At 44.7% G+C, this 19263-nt stretch carries 14 protein-coding genes; 9 read left to right on the top strand and 5 right to left on the bottom strand.

Annotated features, from left to right (window positions below; all coding sequences use genetic code 11):
* Nucleotides 1-110: 110 nt before the first annotated feature.
* The 9 genes from CLV99_RS05900 to CLV99_RS05860 all read left to right on the top strand — a co-directional run bounded on the left by CLV99_RS05900 (nucleotide 111) and on the right by CLV99_RS05860 (nucleotide 15884).
* On the top strand, nucleotides 111-3560 hold the full coding sequence (locus CLV99_RS05900) for a TonB-dependent receptor (protein WP_133583548.1): 3450 nt from the start codon (nucleotides 111-113) through the stop codon (nucleotides 3558-3560).
* A 2-nt stretch (nucleotides 3561-3562) separates the two neighbouring features.
* On the top strand, nucleotides 3563-5203 hold the full coding sequence (locus CLV99_RS05895) for a RagB/SusD family nutrient uptake outer membrane protein (protein ID WP_133583547.1): 1641 nt from the start codon (nucleotides 3563-3565) through the stop codon (nucleotides 5201-5203).
* 19 nt (nucleotides 5204-5222) lie between these two features.
* Nucleotides 5223-6932, top strand: a complete 1710-nt coding sequence (locus CLV99_RS05890) for a DUF5018 domain-containing protein (protein ID WP_133583546.1) — start codon at nucleotides 5223-5225, stop codon at nucleotides 6930-6932.
* A gap of 28 nt (nucleotides 6933-6960) precedes the next feature.
* Nucleotides 6961-8088, top strand: coding sequence for a DUF4855 domain-containing protein (locus tag CLV99_RS05885; protein ID WP_133583545.1), 1128 nt, complete (start codon nucleotides 6961-6963; stop codon nucleotides 8086-8088).
* Nucleotides 8089-8197: 109 nt separating this feature from the next.
* On the top strand, nucleotides 8198-9316 hold the full coding sequence (locus CLV99_RS05880; protein ID WP_162850036.1) for a DUF4855 domain-containing protein: 1119 nt from the start codon (nucleotides 8198-8200) through the stop codon (nucleotides 9314-9316).
* Nucleotides 9317-9330: 14 nt separating this feature from the next.
* A complete protein-coding gene (locus CLV99_RS05875; protein WP_133583543.1) occupies nucleotides 9331-11631 on the top strand; it encodes a DUF6259 domain-containing protein in 2301 nt (766 codons plus the stop codon).
* Between the two features lie 22 nt (nucleotides 11632-11653).
* Nucleotides 11654-13156, top strand: a complete 1503-nt coding sequence (locus tag CLV99_RS05870) for a Gfo/Idh/MocA family protein (RefSeq protein WP_133583542.1) — start codon at nucleotides 11654-11656, stop codon at nucleotides 13154-13156.
* Between the two features lie 12 nt (nucleotides 13157-13168).
* Complete coding sequence (locus CLV99_RS05865; protein WP_211348427.1) at nucleotides 13169-14173, top strand: Gfo/Idh/MocA family protein; 1005 nt, start codon at nucleotides 13169-13171, stop codon at nucleotides 14171-14173.
* A 13-nt stretch (nucleotides 14174-14186) separates the two neighbouring features.
* Nucleotides 14187-15884: a GMC oxidoreductase gene (locus tag CLV99_RS05860; RefSeq protein WP_133583541.1), complete on the top strand. Its 1698-nt coding sequence runs from the start codon at nucleotides 14187-14189 to the stop codon at nucleotides 15882-15884.
* A 171-nt stretch (nucleotides 15885-16055) separates the two neighbouring features.
* Here the strand turns inward: CLV99_RS05860 and CLV99_RS23460 are convergent, their stop codons facing one another.
* The 5 genes from CLV99_RS23460 to CLV99_RS05840 all read right to left on the bottom strand — a co-directional run bounded on the left by CLV99_RS23460 (nucleotide 16056) and on the right by CLV99_RS05840 (nucleotide 19257).
* Nucleotides 16056-16178 carry a hypothetical protein gene (locus CLV99_RS23460; RefSeq protein WP_262708271.1) on the bottom strand — a complete coding sequence of 41 codons (123 nt, stop codon included), beginning with the start codon at nucleotides 16176-16178 and terminating at the stop codon, nucleotides 16056-16058.
* 81 nt (nucleotides 16179-16259) lie between these two features.
* Nucleotides 16260-16619: a macro domain-containing protein gene (locus CLV99_RS05855; RefSeq protein ID WP_133583540.1), complete on the bottom strand. Its 360-nt coding sequence runs from the start codon at nucleotides 16617-16619 to the stop codon at nucleotides 16260-16262.
* 327 nt (nucleotides 16620-16946) lie between these two features.
* Nucleotides 16947-17450 (bottom strand): YfbM family protein, encoded by a 504-nt coding sequence (locus CLV99_RS05850; RefSeq protein WP_133583539.1) that lies wholly within the window; start codon nucleotides 17448-17450, stop codon nucleotides 16947-16949.
* A 9-nt stretch (nucleotides 17451-17459) separates the two neighbouring features.
* A complete protein-coding gene (locus CLV99_RS05845) occupies nucleotides 17460-17702 on the bottom strand; it encodes a hypothetical protein (RefSeq protein WP_133583538.1) in 243 nt (80 codons plus the stop codon).
* 184 nt (nucleotides 17703-17886) lie between these two features.
* Entirely contained in the window at nucleotides 17887-19257 is a 1371-nt protein-coding gene (locus CLV99_RS05840) for an exonuclease domain-containing protein (RefSeq protein ID WP_133583537.1), read from the bottom strand.
* Between the last annotated feature and the right edge of the window lie 6 nt (nucleotides 19258-19263).

Genomic DNA, 19263 nt, shown 5'->3' with positions numbered 1-19263 from the left:
CAATCGATTTCAAAAAGCCGGGAAAGTTTGCACCTTCCCCGACTGGCGGTTGTAGTTCTTAGAAAAATAGAGTCGTATTTTATTTAACTAACTAAAACCAATCAAAGGTAATGAAAAATTACATCGTATCATTGGGGTATACACACGTACGCCCACTTTTTAAATACCTGATTGTTATGAAAATGGTTCTTGTTCTCCTTCTGGCCTTACTCGTGCAAGCAAGAGCGGATGTATCCGCACAGACGCTTACTATCAAAGGCAAGAATATGTCCCTATTACAGGTCTTTCGCGAGATCAAAAAGCAGACTGGTTATACCGTGATCTGTAATGCGGAGATAATTTCGGGAGCGGAGCCGATTGATGTGTCATTAAAAGACAAGCCTTTACGAGAAGGTTTATCCCTTCTTTTACCATCGCAAGATCTTTCATACGAGATATTGAAAAAGTCCATCATTATACAGCGGATTGAAAAAGAGATAACAGTTGTCGATCCAGCATCCAATAACCGGGGTGATCAGGAACGTACTGTCTCTGGGCAAGTCAAGACCTTTTCCGGTCAAGTGCTTGCTGGAGCTAGTGTCGCTGTCAAAAAGAGAGCTATAGAGGTAAAAACCGATAGTGAAGGAAGATTTACAGTTTCCGTAAAAGCAGGGGATAAGCTTTCGGTTAGCTATCTCGGTTACAAAACCAAAGAAGTAGAGTTACCATTGTCTGGATTACTGTCTATTCAGCTTGAAGAACTTCAGTCTGATATCGAGGAGGTTATAGTCTCGGTCGGTTATGGACAACAGACCAAAACCCATCTCACAGGTTCGGTAGCCCAGGTTTCGTCCAAAGAGATATTAAAAGTGCCCATGTTCAACGTCAGCCAGGCTCTAGTCGGAAAGCTGCCAGGCGTCGTATTTCAGCAACAGAGTGGACAGCCAGGAGCCGATGGAGCTTCTATGTTGGTTAGAGGGTATGGCACTTATAATAACTCCAGCCCACTCGTTTTAGTGGATGGAATCGAACGTTCGTTTCAAAACGTCGACCCCAACGATGTGGAGACAGTGTCCGTATTAAAAGATGCAGCGGCAGCAGCGGTCTATGGGGTCAAAGGTGCACATGGCGTGATTTTGGTAACAACCAAAAGAGGAAAAAACGGGGTCAAACCGACCTTCAGCTATAACGGCTCCGTCACTGCTTCTCAAAACACGCAACTTCCTGATTTTTTAAACGGAACGGAATATGCGCGATGGCATAATAAAGCCAACGAAATGGATGGAAATAAGCCATGGTTTAGCGAGGAGCAGATTGCCCTGATGAGTAATGGAGATCCTTCCGATGGACTAGAGAACACCAATTGGCAAAAGGAATTTCTAGGACATGCTGCGGCTTCTACACAACATAACATTTCCCTCCATGGCGGCAATGAGAATATTCGATATTTCAGTAGTATAGGCGGTATGTTGCAAGAAGGCGTAGTCAAGGATATGCGGTTCGAGCGGTATAATGTAAGGACCAATATCGATATGAATCCTAATGCCAGCTGGTTGTTATCCCTTTCTCTAGCGGGACGCTTGGAAGATTCCTATGCCCCTGGGTCTATATCTTACGGAAAGCAGGCTCTGTTCAATCCTATTTCACAGGCTCTATATATGTATCCATTTCTACCATTCGAATACAAAGGCCTTCCTACAGGATCCTCCTATATGACGCTGAATCCCTTTGCTGCAGCGGAATTAAGCGGTTTTCAGGAAGGTAAAAATGCACTTTTTGAGACATCAGGGCAATTATCCTATTCTCCAAAATATATCGATGGATTGACTGTGGCATTCTTCGGAAGCTTTGATAGAAAATACGCAAATTCCAAAAGCTTTTCGACCCCATACTATCTAAATACGTTCATTTCTGAAAGCGGAGACTATTCCAGAACACTCTCGGACGGGTTCTTGGCCGATGGCAGTTTGTTCCAGAATTCCGATAATTTCAGTCAGTTGTTAGCGCGTCCATCCGTACGTTACAAAATGGAGATAGGGAAGCATGATATGGAAGGATTATTGCTTTTTGAATGGCAACGTGGCAATTCCAATACTCTTTTTGCTTCCCGATGGGGATTCCCACTTCGGGACCTACCAGAGCTGTCTCTTGGGCAGGTATTTCCTCCTACACCCAATGCTGGTATGTCAGATCAATCCGTTAGAGCAGGTTATGTAGGTCGTTTCAATTACGCGTACGATTCTCGGTATCTGGTAGAAGTAGCTTTCCGAAGAGACGGATCTTATAAATTTCCAGCTCATTCCCGTTGGGGATTTTTTCCCTCTGTTTCTATGGGGTGGATATTGTCTAATGAGCAATTTTGGAAAGATAACATAGGAGAAGAACATTTCTTCAAACTCAGAGGCTCCGCCGGACTGTTAGGGCAAGACAATGTCAATCCCTTCTTATATCGACAGTACTTCAATCTATCATCATCTCCGGTTATTGCACTAGGCGATCAGCTTACGCAAAAGTTTGGATTAAATTCCAGCAGTTCTTACCCAAGTGTCGATCTAACCTGGGAAAAGACAAGAACCTACAATATCGGCGTCGAAGCAGGCCTTTGGAACAATAAGCTCAGCGTAGAGTTTGATGCTTTCTACAAATATACCTATGATATCCTACAGAATATTGGAAATGTTTATCCATCCTCCCTTGGCGGTAACTTCCCGACCATCGAAAACAGTGGCGCCGTAGATGCCAGGGGCATGGAGCTACAGCTAAGATACCGTAATCACGTGGGATCTTTACAGTACAATATCAGTGGCAATATGAGTTATGCCAAGAATAGAATTCTCTCTATAGTGGAGACCGAGAATATACACCCATGGCAGAGCTTATTGGGTAAGTCCATTGGGCAGCGTCTGGTGTATATTGCGACTGGTCTATATCAGAGCGAGGAGCAATTGCAGAATACGCCAGCACCTCCCGGAGGAGGTTATAAGCGTCTTGGCGATATCATATACAAAGACCTCAACGGAGATGGCAAGCTCACAAGGCAGGACGATATGGCTGTCGGCACACGTCCCGATCTGCCAGAGTTGATGTATGCTTTCAACGTCGATCTGCAGTACAAGGGATTTGATTTTTCCATGATGTGGCAAGGAAGCGCACTGAACGATATACTGCTCAGTGGCATGTATGACCATGGTATTCCGGACAATACTATTTTTACAAAGGCCTTCTATGGCAATGGATACAATAGTCCGAGGTACCTGCTTGAGGATTCATGGACACCCGAGCATACCCAAGCCAGGTACCCACGCCTTTCCTTGGTACCCAGTGGAGGAAATTCTCTAGATTCATCCTGGTGGATAGAGAATGGAGCTTTTGTCCGCTTGAAAAATGCTGCTTTAGGTTATACAGTGCCCGAGTCGACACTTAGGCGATTTAATATAAAGTCACTTCGTGTCTTTTTGGCCGGATCTAATCTACTGACATTTGCCAAGTTTAAATACCTGGATCCAGAGAGTCCCAGCGTACATAACGGGTATTACCCACAGCAGCGTACATTTAGTTTTGGTACCAGTTTAACATTTTAGTTATGAAGACTTTTAAGAATAAAACATTAGCTATGCTTTGTCTGCTTTTATGTTTGGGCGGTTGTAACAAATCATTGGATGTCACACCTCGGGACAAGTATTCAAATGAAATCGTCTGGAAAAATGTAGATAATTTAGACCTCTACATCAATAGTCTGTACGGAGCGCTCTATATGTATGCGGAGATAGAAGGAGTCAGCCTTACAGATGGATATGCGGATATTATCAAGTATTCGCAGACCTATATGGATACCGAGCATAATAGAATCAATATGCGTCCCAGTTACCTCAGCCCTGCATCGACTGAAGCGCTGAGTCCTTGGGCCACAACCTATGAAAAAATAAAATCCCTCAATGAGTTCATTATTGATGCAGGTCGTTACGGTGACAAGATCGATGCCAAGCAATTACAGATCCGTATTGCAGAGGTTCGCTTTTTACGCGCCTTTCTTTATCACAAGCTTATTGTTCGTCATGGAGGTGTTGTTCTCCGTGTAGACAATGAAAAACTAGATGGACCAGCGGAGAAGAACAAGAAGCGATCTTCTGTTGACGAATCATGGACATGGGTTATTCAAGAACTCAAAGATATAGCCGAAAAGCTTCCTGAAAGTTGGGATGCTGCCCACACTGGACGTATTACCAAAGGTGCCGCCTACGGTATTATGGCACGGTCTGCCTTGTACGCAAAAAAGTGGAATGATGCCATCTTTGGCGCACGGCAGGTTGAGATCTTGGCTACGGCCAAAGGCACCTATATGCTACTGGATGATTATACCCAGGTATTCAATCTGACACATAATAAAGAAATCATCTTGGCCTCATACTACCAAAGGCTTACTTTGACACATGATTTTGATAGGTATTTTAGTCCTACAGGCGATATGGAACGTTATGGCGGCTATGCATCTCCTACCGAAGAGCTAGTAAGTAGTTTCGACATTCAGCAAGCTGGACAATGGCAGGCTTTCGATTGGAGCAATCCGTTGCACGCTAGCGATCCCTATCTCAATCGAGAACCACGCTTTTACGCTACAGTGTTATACAATGGGGCCGATTGGAAAGGACGCCAGATCGAAACTTATGTAGGCGGCAAGGATGGGTATATCGAATACTTCGATGGCAATGCACGTAATCGTACCGTTACAGGCTATTTTATCCGCAAATTCCTAGATAGTAAGCCCAAAGACTTTATTCAGGAAAAAAGTGATCAATATTGGATAGAAATGCGCTATGCGGAGATCCTCTGCATATTATCCGAAGCATATGCTCACATGGGCGACTATGGTAAGGCATACAATTACCTGAACAAAATCCGGAACAGGGTAGGTCTACCCAATAAGCCATTACAGAGTAGCTGGACAGCTTATTTGCAAGACTTACAAAAAGAAAAGATCTGTGAATTTGCTGTCGAGGGGCACCGCTATTGGGATCTGAGACGATGGCAGCTAGCGCAGTCTGTATTAGATGCCAAGCGTATGCATGGTGTGGAGATTACAAAAGAAGATACAGGCTTTACTTATAGTATTGTCGATTGCGACAAGGCGGATCATTATTTTCCTGAACGGTACTATACCGTGCCTATTCCAGAATTTGAGGTGCGCAATAATACGGCATGCGAGCAGGATCTCCTATGGCAGTAATATCTAAAACAAGATTGACATGAAAATAATTATAAAACTTTTCCTGAGTTTTTTCATCATGTATCAGATATGTGGATGTAAAAAAGTAGACGAACGCAGCTATAGCTCAGATACCAGTATAAAGTCGATCAGTGTCCGCTTTGTTGGCACCGAACGCTATTATCAAGGCGAGATCACCGATGATCAGATTACATTCGAGGTGCCAATCTATGCCTCAGATGTAGGGGAGCTCGTCGAAAATGACCTCTCCCGAATGGAGCTTGTAGCCTCCCTCCCCGTAGGTACAGTCATCGAGTCAGGACTGGAAGGAGTTAGAGATCTTACTCAGCCCGCCAGCATACGCGTGATGGCCGCTGGAGGGGAATCCAAAGAATACCACATTACCGTCAAGAAGACAGGTATGAATTATACGGTAGGCCTATTGGAGTTTGGAGTGACTAAACTTAATGGTACGTTAGAATACCAATCGACCCAAGTAGCACCGTATCAAGATGGAGACCGTATTATTATTGAGGTTCCCAATACAAGCAAAGAACCATTAGATCTCACCAAACTTCAGGTTCGAATCAAACTTCAACCTACATGTAGCATATCGCCAAATGTCAATGGTACAATTGCGGATTTCACAGAACCGATGGTTATCCAGGTTACCGATGGTAAGGGGACACTGCGGACACATACTATTGAAATCCGTCCTACCAAGTTTAACAAAACAAAGTTCACACAGCTATGGTTTCGGAGTATCGAAGACCTCGGTTTGACGCGGACTAATATCCGGAGTTTTGCTTTGGCCGAAAACCATTTCTATATCGGTGAGTTTGAAGACTGGAGTTTAGGCAAGATTCATTCCTTCAACACTGAAAATGGACAAGCTACTGGCAAGATCGATCAGCCAACGACCTTTGCAACGCAGATTTCAGGTGATTCGAATGGTAATATAGCGATCACCACGAAAAATGAATTCGGCAAAGGCTATGAGTTCTGGCGGTTTGGCGAGACCAACAACAGCTACGACAAGCTATTTACGTTTGTATCCTGGGATCCGCTCAATATTGAACAGTTTGGTGTCAACAAGACCACTATAACCGGAAATATCCGTAGCGGCAAAGCCTACACTTATACCACGATGCCCAACGGACAATACTATTCCTGGGAATTGAATAATGGAGTTCCCGTGTCATCCGTACCTAAGGTCGTAAAATACGATGTCCTCAAGACCGGAGGCAGCTGGGATATCGCACTTGTCAAAAGAGCTAATACAACCAGTGATTCAGATCTCTATATATCCTGGTATAATGATGGAGCCAATGAAAACGATGGTAAAGGAAGTCGTTTCGAGATACAGGAGCCATCAGGTGCAACGTACCAATTGAATCCCAAATCCCACGGTTACAAGATATTGGCCTACGATGTGTTTACAGTACAGAGTGATACTTTCGTGGCGATGTTGACACAGGGCAAACAGGCTACTTCAGAAGCACGCTTGGTTGTTTTCGAGATTACTGACAAGAGCAAACTTAGTTTGATGCCAGGACAGACCGGTTACGAAGATCTTAAAGTTTTCGAATCAGGGGCTCTAGGTATCAGTACAGATTTTACTTCTGGCGATTTACATGCCAAGGTCAAAGGATTTCAGGTGGATATCTTCGTTGGGTTGAGCGCGATTTCCAATCAATCCGCTTCCAATGCCGGAATCCGTAAATACCGAATGGATTATCTAGTCGAGTAGTAGTGTATTAAGATAAAATTTTGAAACAATGAATAAGATAAATATATACCTCATCATGTGTCTCTTGGTGAACACAAGTATGATATCCTGTGCAAGGGATTATATGTATCCCGATTATACAGGACAGGAGACCGAAGAAGAACCGGTAAATCCCGTAGAACCTAACGAAGGAAAGAAGTCCAGTATCCGAGATCTGGTACTGATTTATGGGGCAGGTAAAGCGGCTGTCGATAAATGGACCGACGACAAGTTTGTCCCCTATGTCTCTTATCAGAACGGGTCGACAGCCGAATGGATGTTTGACGGTTTTCTCTTTTTAGAGCTCAATGATGGCGACGGACATGCTTATACTACAGGGCATGCGCCCAACCCGGGGTTGAAAGTACATTGGGAGGCTTTGATTCAGAATTACTTCAAAGAAGGACAATCTATATCAGCACTAGATCAGCGTTTGGATAAAACCACAAAAGAAATTGGTTCACCGAATCAAAAGCGAAAAGTCGTCATCGGTATCCCCGAGCCTATGCGCGGTGCCGTACAGTGGGGAGAAGTGGACGGTAAGATGCTCGATTTTTCCAAAGACGAGGACCGTGTAGCGGGCTGTACGTGGTTTATAGATCAAGCCCGTACTGCTTTTACCAATGCAGCATTTAAAAATCTAGAATTAGAGGGCTTTTACTGGATTGCCGAGGAGGTAGATCATACAGGAGAGATGATTTCGTTTGTCGGAGATTACCTCAAAAAGAAAGATATGACCTTTGTATGGATTCCCTGGTGGAAGTCGCCAGGTTACGACAATGCTCAGAAGTATGGTTTTAGCGAAGTCTATTTACAGCCCAACTACTTCTTCTATGACGTACCGTTCTCACGTCTACAGGAGGCCACTGTCGAAGCCAATAAGCACGATATCGATCTTGAGATCGAATTCGATGAGTCCGTATTGGGAGGCAATGGTGGCAAACTAAATGATTATCTGGACGTTTTTGAAGAAAATCTTGTATACGACACCAAGAAGCTAGCTTATTATCAATCTGTAAATACTATTTTAAAGCTCTACCAATCCATAAACCCAGCAGATCAAGAGCTGTACAAGAGATTGAGTGAGATTATTACCAAAAGGCAAAAAGTACAGAATCCACCTTATATAAAACATTGATGTTGTTAGTCCTGCAGTAGTCCTGCTGCAGGATCTTTTCTGAATTATTAACAATTTAATCTGTAGAGATATGATTTTATACAGAACAGTATTCCTTTTGTCTAAAAGGATGATGTGGTACATTCTTCTAATGGTGCTTTTTGCCTGTCAAAAGCAACCTTACAGTACTGATTTTAGCATTGACGGATTGAAACCAATGGATACACATCTTGTCTCCACTGCTGCATCTTATCATAATAATCACATACGTGATATGGTACTTATTTATGGTGGTGGTACCAATAAGGGGCAGGTTTGGGATTATTACGCGTTTCATCCTTACGTGGTTTATAAAAACGACCAACACGTATATGAATGGATGTTTGATGGGTTTTTATTTTTAGAACTCAGCGATGATCTAGGTTTTTCTTTCACTGTAGGCCACGGCGACCCTGCTAAACCGGCACAAAAAGCCAATTGGGCGACATTGATCGATAAATATTTTGAGCAGGGGCGTTCCTTGCATGAGTTGGACCAGGCTATTGAGGACGCCACCTGGAGTGCAGGACAGCCACCTTCTAAGAGACGGATTGTCATCGGTATTCCAGAGCCCTTGACAGCCGTTGCCAACAATTGGGGAATGGCTGAAGGAATTTGGCTTAATTTTCAAACAGCCGGGCATAAGACCAAAGCCTGTAAATGGTTCGTTGATGAGGTGAGCGCGCGCTTCAATGCGGCTAATTTCCGACACCTCACCCTAGACGGCTTTTATTGGATAGGAGAGGCGATAGAGGACAATGGAACCACCATTGCAGATATGGGCAGCTACCTGAGCGGATTGAATCTTAGTTTCAATTGGATTCCCTGGTGGCAGTCACCCGGCTACACCAACCCAACAGCCTTAGGATTTTCGGACAGTTATCTACAGCCTAATTATTTCTTCTATAGTACGGTGCCCTTTAGTAGATTGCAGGCAGCCTGCAATGCAGCTATCACCTATGGACTGGGCTTAGAGATGGAATTCGACGACAACATTCTCTACTTTGATCCCTATAGAACCAAGTTTAACGAATATCTTGACGTATTCGGCCAGAATAATATTTTCGATACCAAAAAAATAGCCTACTACCAGTCCGAGAGTACTATTCTAAAGTTATTTACCTCCACTGTTCCTGTACACAAGACAATGTACAAGCGATTATGTGAAACGGTCGTACGGCGGCAGAAACTCGGCTTGCCAACTCTTTAATCCCATTAGAAGATATGAAGTGTTTTTATTTGATAAGACAGATTTTAGGTTCTCTTTCCTGCGCCATGGCACTTTGTATAGTATACATTGTGCCAGGCCTGGCGCAGCCTCAGGCAGCACGATCTTATACCTCTGAGAAGGTATTGCTAAGCGGAGGAGATCTCCGTGTCGAAATAGACCGGCATACGGGTATACTCCGGGCTTTACATCACAAGACCGCTGGCACAATAATCCGTGACGAAGTATCCCGTATCAATCATCTTTGGACACTATCGATGATAGATCAGGGGCAGTCTGTTATTGTACGTCCCCAGGATTTTATCGATTTTGAAATCATGTGTGCTGCTCCCAACGAGGCCCAGTTGATTTGGCGCTCCTACAAGGGCGAGTCAGCATCGGCATTTACCATTGCCGTCCACATCCGTATAGATTCGCTCACATCACTGTCATATTGGAATATAGCAGTAGAGGGTATGAGCGATATGATTTTAAGTCGGGTTTCCTTTCCACAGGTCAGTGGAATTGATGAGCTTGCTGATGGTACACTGGCTGTACCCCATTGGATGGGCGAGTTGATGAGACAACCTGGACAGGCACTTCAGTCCTCTGGGGTACACAGTTTTAGCTGGACATATCCTGGTCTGCTATCCATGCAGTTTTTAACACTCTACGACAAGGAAGGACTCTATTTGGCCTGTACCGATACAGCGATGTACGCCAAGCAGTTTGCGGCACGTTTCGATCAGGATAGGGGGATGGTACTCGATATCGAACACATTCCGTCACTTTCTCCAAGTGCCACATACAAAATACCTTATTCCGTTGTTATTGGTGGTTACCAGGGAGATTGGATGACCGCGGCTACCCTCTACAAAAGTTGGGCGGTGCAACAAGACTGGGCACAGCAGAGCCGTCTCAAAAACAGACTTATTCCCGATTGGGTATTAGCTACAGGCCTTTGGATATGGAATAGGGGCCGTTCGGAAGAAGTATTACAACCGCTATACGCTTTACGCCAACAGTTTGATGAGCCTATTAGCGTGCTTTGGCATTGGTGGCATCAGGGCTCCTATGACGACAGCTTTCCGGAATACCTACCGCCTCGGGAAGGCACCAATAGCTTTCGGGACCATATCACTTTAGCCAAGAAACACGGCATTCATGCATTAGTCTATATGAACGCTTTACAATGGGGCGATCAGACAGCAAGTTGGAAAAAACAAGAGGCAGCACGTTACGCGATCAAAAGTCCCTCCGGTCAGCTACATACCCATGTGTACAATGTGTTTACCAATAGATCATTGACCAATATGTGTGTAGGCACCCCCTTCTGGCGAGATTGGTACGCCGACCTGGCAGACACTTTACTCCGCGATTTTGGGCTTAGCGGCATTTATATGGATCAAGCCTGTATACAGCGCGAGTGCTACGATCCGACACATGGGCATCCCATTGGTGGAGGTAATTTTTGGGCCCATGCTTCCCAGCAGATGGCTCACGAAGTTCGTGAACGAGGCTCTATCGCTACCGCGCTTTCCGGCGAAGGCTCCTGTGAAGCTTGGCTGCCATCCTTGGATCTGTTTCTTTCCCTGCAGGTCAGCCGCGAGCGCTATGCTGGAGATGACGGCTGGGAGCCTATTCCACTCTTTCAGTCTGTGTATCATGAATATGCATTGAGTTATGGTAGTTATTCCTCCTTGATGAGCCCACCTTACGATGAGAAATGGCCTCAGGCTAATCGACCCGATACCCAAGGACTGTTGGACAGTATCTATAGCCAACAGTTTATGATAGAGCAGGGACGTTCATTTATATGGGGTATGCAACCTATGTTGGCTAATTTTACAGCCGATCAATTGCTACAACGTCCCCAGGAGATTAACTATTTATTAAGACTGGCCAGACTGCGTAAGCAGTACCCACAATATCTTTTGTATGGTGCTTTTTGTCGTCCACCAGTGATTCTACCTGCTCCATTGATGCAGCAGATAACACTATCCAAATTATCTATTTATGCTGGGCAGAACGAACATGTACGTGCTTTTCAAAAAGATATGCCCACCGTTTTGATAGGAGCCTGGCATTCTGCAGACGGTCAGTTAGGATTACCAATAGTTCACTTAGGCAGCGTCAAAACACATATACGACTGGATTTTAAGGCACAGGACTATGACCTTGCCGATCGAGGTAATCTTTATAGAAGTATCGAAAATAAGAAACAGTTTATCGGAACCTACCAGAACGGAAAGGTTTATACCGTCCTCGAGTTAGAACCAAGAGAAGCCTTGATTCTGGAAATAGAACCCATTAATTAATAAGTACCCTACATAGTATATCATGGAAAATTCAAGAAGAACCTTTATTAAAAATGCAGCCTTAATGACAGGCTTTACCATTGTATCCAATACCGTATTAGGCAAGAAGTTTGGCCATACTGCCCCCAGTGATAAGTTAAATATTGCAGGTATTGGTGTTGGCGGTATGGGGAGACGCAATCTGGCCAATATGAATACCGAAAATATTGTCGCATTGTGTGACGTGGATTGGAAATACGCAGGTAAGACCTTTGCCGATTATCCCAAAGCCAAGACCTTCAAGGACTGGCGGACGATGTTTGATCAGATGGGAAGCAGTATCGATGCCATCATGGTAGCTACCCCTGATCATACCCATGCAGGTGTCACTGCACATGCCATCACCCTCGGAAAGCATTGTTATACTCAAAAGCCGATGACCCATTCCGTATATGAGTCCAGGCTGTTGACTGCATTGGCTCAGCAATACGGTGTTGCTACACAGATGGGTAATCAGGGAAATTCCTTTGATGCCTGTAGAGAGGTCGCCGAGTGGATACAATCCGATACCATTGGCGAGGTCTACGAGGTACATTGCTGGACCAATAGACCGATCTGGCCACAGGGTTTGATGAAGCCCAAACAGGAGATGATGGTTCCTTCCGAGTTGGATTGGAATCTGTTTTTAGGCCCAGCAGCCAGGCGTCCGTACAATCAAGCTTACACGCCATGGAATTGGCGGGGTTGGTGGGATTTCGGAACCGGAGCACTGGGAGATATGGCCTGTCACATTATGGATCCTATCTATTGGGCACTCGATCTTAAGTACCCGATCAAGGTCAATGGTAGTTCTACATTGAGCAACCTTTATTCGCCACCGCATGCCGAGATCGTAAAATATACCTTTCCTGCCCGTGGCCGAATCAGACAGGTCAATATGCCTGAGGTTACCGTGCATTGGTATGATGGCGGTTTGTTGCCCGACCGACCTACTGAGCTAGTCCCAGGGATGATGATGGGCGATGAGAACGGTGGTATCATTTTCGTTGGCAAGAAAGGTAAGATTATGACAGGCTGCTATGGGATGAACCCCACTTTATTACCAGTTTCAAGGATGGACAATTTCAATAAACCGAAAGCCTGGATTCCTAGGGTACCTGGGGGCAATGGTAATATCTGGACCTCCAATGCCCACGAGCAAGATTGGATCCGTGCATCCAAAGAGTCTAAAGCAAACCGTAAGGAGGCAAGTTCCAACTTTGCGTTTGCGGGTCCCTTGAACGAAACCGTCGTTATGGGCGTTCTTGCTGTCCGGCTACAGGGACTGCATCGCGACTTGCTTTGGGACGGAGCAAAGATGAAATTTACCAATATTCAACCCTCTGATCAGCTCGATATCGTGTCTGTCGATGAGTTTAGCGTCATCGATGGAGATCCTAAGTTTGATCGACAATTTACCAAAGTTAACGCGTTGGAAGCAGCCAATGAGTGGATCAAACACACCTATCATAATGGTTTCAGTCTACCTCCAATGCCAAAAATATAAATGATGAAGACAATGGATAATAATTTGAAGCAAACTCCTGCTGGACGTCGTGCATTCTTACAGAAAATGGGCTTACTGACCGGAGGCTTGGTATTGACACAGTCTTTCAGTACAGCCGGCGAGCAGCAGCCCATCAAGAAGATTGGTATCATCGGTTTAGATACCTCACATAGTGAGATGTTTACCAAGGATATTAACCAGGGAACGCTCAAGGATAGGGGATACCGTGTTGTCGCAGCTTATCCCCATGGTAGTAAAGACATTTCCTCGGCTTTAGAAATGAAGCCGCGTATTATACAGGTCATGCGTGATATGGGAGTAGAAGTTGTCGATTCTATAGAAAGTCTATTGAGCAAAGTCGACTACATTCTTCTAGAGTCTAACGATGGTCGGGTACATCTCGAGCAGGCCGAACAGGTCATCAAGGCTGGCAAACCGCTGTTTGTAGATAAGCCTATGGCCGAGAATCTCGCTAAGGTCAAAGCTATATTTGATTTGGCTGAACGCAAACAGGTACCTATCTTTTCCTCTTCCTCGTTGCGGTACGACCAGTTGGTACGTGAAGTTACCAGCGGCAAGATTGGCAAGGTACTCGGAGCAGACGTATACACTCCTGCAGAGATCGAACCACATCACATCGATCAGGCTTGGTATATGATCCACGGTGTAGAGATGCTATTTACCGTAATGGGGACAGGCTGTAAGGAAGTGTATCGCGTGTATCACCCCGATTTTGAGCAAGTAATTGGTGTCTGGAGCGATGGTCGCACTGGTACAGTCCGTGGGATACGCCGTGGAGCTTCCAATATTGCTGGCGTTGCCTTTGGCGAGATCGGTATATCTCCATTAGGCCCTTTTGTGGGATATGGTCCTTTGGTAGCCGAGATACTGACCTTCTTTGATACCGGTCTCCCTCCTGTATCAGCGAGCGAGACCATCGAGATATTTCAGTTTATGCAGGCCGCACAGCGTAGTCGAGAGACAGGTGTAAAGATTGCCTTAAGTGATGTCTATTAATTATCCACCAATAATGAAAGATAGTTTAGATAATCGACACTTTGATGCCATAGTCATCGGTTCAGGGATTTCTGGAGGCTGGGCTGCGAAGGAGCTCTGCGAGCATGGTCTCAAAACCTTAATGTTAGAGCGAGGCAAGGATGTTAAGCACATCAAGGATTACCCAACAGCACATCATGACATCTGGCAGTTCGAACATCATAATCGGGTACCGCTGTCGGTTTCCAAGGATAATCCGATCGTATCAAAATGCTATGCCTATGGAGAGGATACCATGCATTTCTTTACTAAAGACAGTGAGCAACCCTATATACAGGAGCAACCTTTTGACTGGATACGGAGCTATCAGGTGGGAGGCAAGTCACTGACTTGGGCCAGACAAGTACAGCGTTGGTCCGATTTTGATTTTGAGGGACCGGCGCGCGATGGCTTTGCTGTAGACTGGCCCATACGGTACAAGGATATTGCACCGTGGTATAGTCATGTAGAGCGGTTTATTGGAGTTTCTGGAAAAAAAGAAGGCAATACATCCATGCCTGATGGAGAATTTCTGCCGCCCTTTGAGCTCAATAGCATCGAGAAGATGATACAGCGCAGCATCAATACCAGCTATACCGATAGACAAGTCATCAGTGGGCGCTGTGCCCATGTCACTAAGCCGCAACCCGTTCATATAGCGCAGGGACGCACACAGTGCATGGCACGCTCATTGTGTAATCGGGGATGTCCCTTTGGTGGCTATTTTAGTTCCAATGCTTCTACCATACCCTGGGCGACCAAGACCGGTAATCTCACTTTACGTCCGGATGCTGTAGTCGAGTCAATTCTGTATGATGATATTCAGGGCAAAGCTATAGGTGTACAGATTGTCGATAGGATTACCAAAGAGGTCCATCAGTATTATGCAAGAGTTATCTTCCTCAATGCCTCGGCGTTGGCCAGTAATCAGATCTTGTTGAATTCAAAATCCCAGCGATTCCCCAGCGGACTAGGCAATGACAATGGCCTTTTAGGCAGATATGTCGCATTTCACAACTACATGGGGCATATCTCAGCTGAGGTCGACGGCTTTGAGGATAAATATTATTATGGGAGACGCCCCACGCAACCACTTATTCCCAATTTTAGAAATGTGCATCAGCAAGATACTGATTTTCTACGGGGGTATGCATCCTTTTTCTCAGCCTATAGGAATGCTGCAGATCACTCTGCCGAAGGGGTAGGGGCTGATTATAAAGATGCATTACTTATGCCGGGCAAATGGCGCGTATTTATGATGATGCAGGGAGAGACTATTCCCCACGCCAAAAATCATGTTCGCCTCAGCGATACAGCAGTCGATGGCTACGGTATTCCACAGCTTATTACATCGGTAGGTTATCAGGAAAATGATTACAAAAGCTTAGAAGATTTCCTTACTCAGGGCGCCGAAATGTTGGATGTCGCTGGAGCGAAGAATATACAGCAAAATCGGATAGCCAAAAATCCGGGACTAGATATTCATGAGATGGGCGGTGCACGTATGGGGCATGACCCTAAGACATCAATCCTTAATAAGTGGAATCAGGTACATAGCTGCCCCAATGTCTTCGTGACCGATGGTGCCTGTATGACCTCCACCGGAACCCAGAACCCATCGCTGACCTTCATGGCACTGACAGCACGTGCCGTAGATCACGCAGTTAGTGAGATGAAAAAGAACAATATTTAAAGCATCAGCAATTGATTTGATGAACCAAAAAAAATCCCTGGAGCGGGGAGCTTCAGGGTGTGCTAACTAACCAATTATTAACCTAAATTATGAATACTGATATAACGTCAATTCTTATGCCGATAGTATTCATTGTCATAAAGTTAACAGAAGGGTTACATTAATTTATTCTTACATTTCTACCTCTTCGGAATCTTCTTGATCTGCACGTAAAGATATATCCCTAACAGCACCAGGAGAATAAGGCCTATTATTGATCTTACAGCCTCCGCTGGAATTATCAACGTATTCCATCCCGGTATCACCAGATCTCGAAACGGAATAACATAGTCCACTATTAATATCAGTGAAATCAAAACCAAGAAGATTAAGATGCTAAAAATCATACACAGGCACCTGCACACCCTTACTGGACAAACATTCTAATAGCAGCGGCTCTATCTTATCCCAGGTGCCACCCGCCAAGCCGCAACCTATACAGGGCATATGTATTGAAGCATCGTACTGTAGAGCATGGTCAGCCACTTTTTCTAAGGCAGATCTTACTGCTTCATAACCGATAGGTGGATTACCCACTTCATCCTTATAGATTCTATGTTGCCCGATCATGTTTGCTATCCATGTATGATCTTCTACTTTTACAAACTGTACTTCGCCAAGGGCAAATCCATCTTGCGATTTGTACCAAGTTTTATATTGTTTGGCTGGTTCCTTCCACTTTTTAGAGATAGCCAAGAAACAAAAACTTACTCAACATCATATCTGTATGAATGATAGCTGCGAGTACAGTTTCCTTATCGAGGATGATGAGTTGCCAATCTAAATAATTTCGATCAGCTCATCTCTTACCAAGCGATAGAAGTTTTCATAGCAATCAGCCGTGATCTCCGTTTCAAGCTTCTCTATCTCGCTTTTCAATACATTTTCCTCTAGACTGCTGTAATAGTCGCTTGGCCTAAAGAAGGAACCGAAAAAATCAACAAAGCGAAGAAGCTTACAGTTGAAAAAATATTCTTCATACGACCTCGTAGAAGTAAATTATATATCATAAAACAATCAATCTTAAGACAAATACATTACCATAGCCTGGTTGTTTTCTACGGCATCTTTATAAAAACCTCTAAGATCTTCGAAAAAGTCCAACAGGTAATCTAAAGCGTTTTCGTCGTCCCAGATATCCGGATATAAATCCTCTTTAAACATTTTATCCGGATCGAATCTGGCAGCAAGCTCTTCTCTAGAGAGGTCTTTTATGATATAGTACATCTCTTTGGTCTGTTCGGGGCTAGTGAAAGTTGCAGGTCCATATCCCATGTCCAGCTCAGGGTCAATTTGTGAAGGGCCAAAGAGCAGCGGTAGTTGAGGCAGTTCGTTGGTGAAAGCATCAGCTAAGCTTGAACCTGTTACCAGATAAAAGATACCTTCCCATGATTTGTCGAGATCTAATAGAGCATAATCATCAGATTCATTCTTGCTATATGCTACATCTATTAAAACTTTGCTGTCTTCTAAAAAGCTTTCTAAAACTTTCTGATCTACCCGAAGGTAGTATTGAATCATTCCCATTGAATATAGTTAAATTATCTCCTGTGTTACACCGTTCTTATCATTTGATTCTCGAATTGCTGTAGCGATTTCTTTCAGAGCATCGCTCTGTAGGAGTAGGGCTGCAGTTTGCTCGCGCTTTGCTGCCAAATAGCGATTTAATAGCCTAGATAGTACTTTGTACAACGCATAAAATATAGCTATAATAAAAAGGCCATAGACTAGGGGTAATAGGATAAACAACTCTTGTGTGCCGATAAATAGTAGATTCATAATTTTAAGTATCTATAATAACTGAATAACCCAAGTTAGGATACTTAAAAGTAGGGATAAGTTTCCTTTACTACAAATTTCTTTGTAAATTATATTGTATCATTGATACAATATAAAGAACTAGTTTCTGTACCGAAATCCGCAACGAAAGTCCATCCGCGCATAAGATTTGTAGACAGAGCGTCTATCCCAATTTCATCACCTTCCTAGGGTACTTCTCTGCATAGTTGATGATCAGCTGCGCCATATAGTGGTTACCGGCATAGCGGGTCAGGTTGTCGCGTACATCATGGATATCGCTGAGCTGAGATCCATTATCGATGTACCCCATACCGTAGAAATTACCCTTTTCAATAAACACACAGCTTTTCTCGTTGCCGTCGCGCCCCTTATCAAAGAGAGCGAAGGTAGGGCGACAACCTTGCAGTTCCTCGAGAGCCGACTCCACTGTATCGTTATGTTCAGCTACAGGAGGCAGGTGAGTAGCGATAGCCGTCTGTGCGATATCCTGGCGTGACAGCTTCGTATTAGTAAACGAACACAAGCGCGTATCTATGCCGTACCGATCCACCAATCCCGACAGCAACTTCACGGCATCATATTCTCTATTTACCATCATACAGCAGGTGTGCATTTTCGAGATCTTCCCTACAGCCAGACGCTTATAGCCCGCCATATCCTCATACACAAACACACCAAACTTAGGCTCATATTTCTTCAGCGCACGGTTGTGCACGGGCCATAGCCTCTTTATCTCCGCACATTCCAGCAGGAGCGCCATTAGTTCCGTCGAGCATATCTCCGCAGACACCGCATGTATTTCCCGTAGGAAGTTCTGTCGTTGCGGATTGATATTATGTCCCGAAAAATGTTGTCCCACCCGCTTCTTGATATTCAGCGCCTTGCCCACATAGATCACTTTACCCTTCTTGTCGTGAAAATAATAAACACCCGTGCGTTCCGGCAAAGCCTCAAATTGATCCGCCGGAAGGTTAGGAGGCAGGCGTTGATCTTTAGAAGACTTTTTCACCATCTCAGCGATTACCCCATCCTCGTCCCATTCCAGTAAACGCTTGAAGAGAATTGCCGTCGCATCACAGTCGCCACCTGCACGGTGCCTGTTGGTTATCGGTATTTCCAGATCGTCGCACAGATAGCCGAGACTGTAGGACCGATGGCCAGGCTTTATCTTACGTGCCATCCGCACCGTACACAGTTTTTTCGCGGTCCATTTCAGGCCACATTCCGCCAACTGATGCTTCACAAACGAATAGTCAAAGTTCACGTTGTGCGCCACAAATATCCGACCTTCCAACATGTCATACACACGCTTGGCGATGTCACCAAATACAGGCGCATACCGCACCATCTCGTTGTCGATTCCCGTCAGCGCAAATATCGCCAGCGGAATATCCTTCTCCGGATTGATCAGCGACTCGAAAGAGTCAATCACCTCCTTGCCATTGTGTATACGGATAGCGATCTCCGTCATACGGCTCCCACGGGCATTACCGCCCGTCGTTTCAATATCTACAATTGCGTATTCCAATTTCATTCCGTT

This window comes from Sphingobacterium yanglingense (genome assembly GCF_004363245.1).
Classification (GTDB): Bacteria; Bacteroidota; Bacteroidia; order Sphingobacteriales; family Sphingobacteriaceae; genus Sphingobacterium; species Sphingobacterium yanglingense.
The sequence above is the reverse complement of the archived record's forward strand: the minus strand, read 5'-3'. Positions and strand labels throughout refer to the sequence as shown.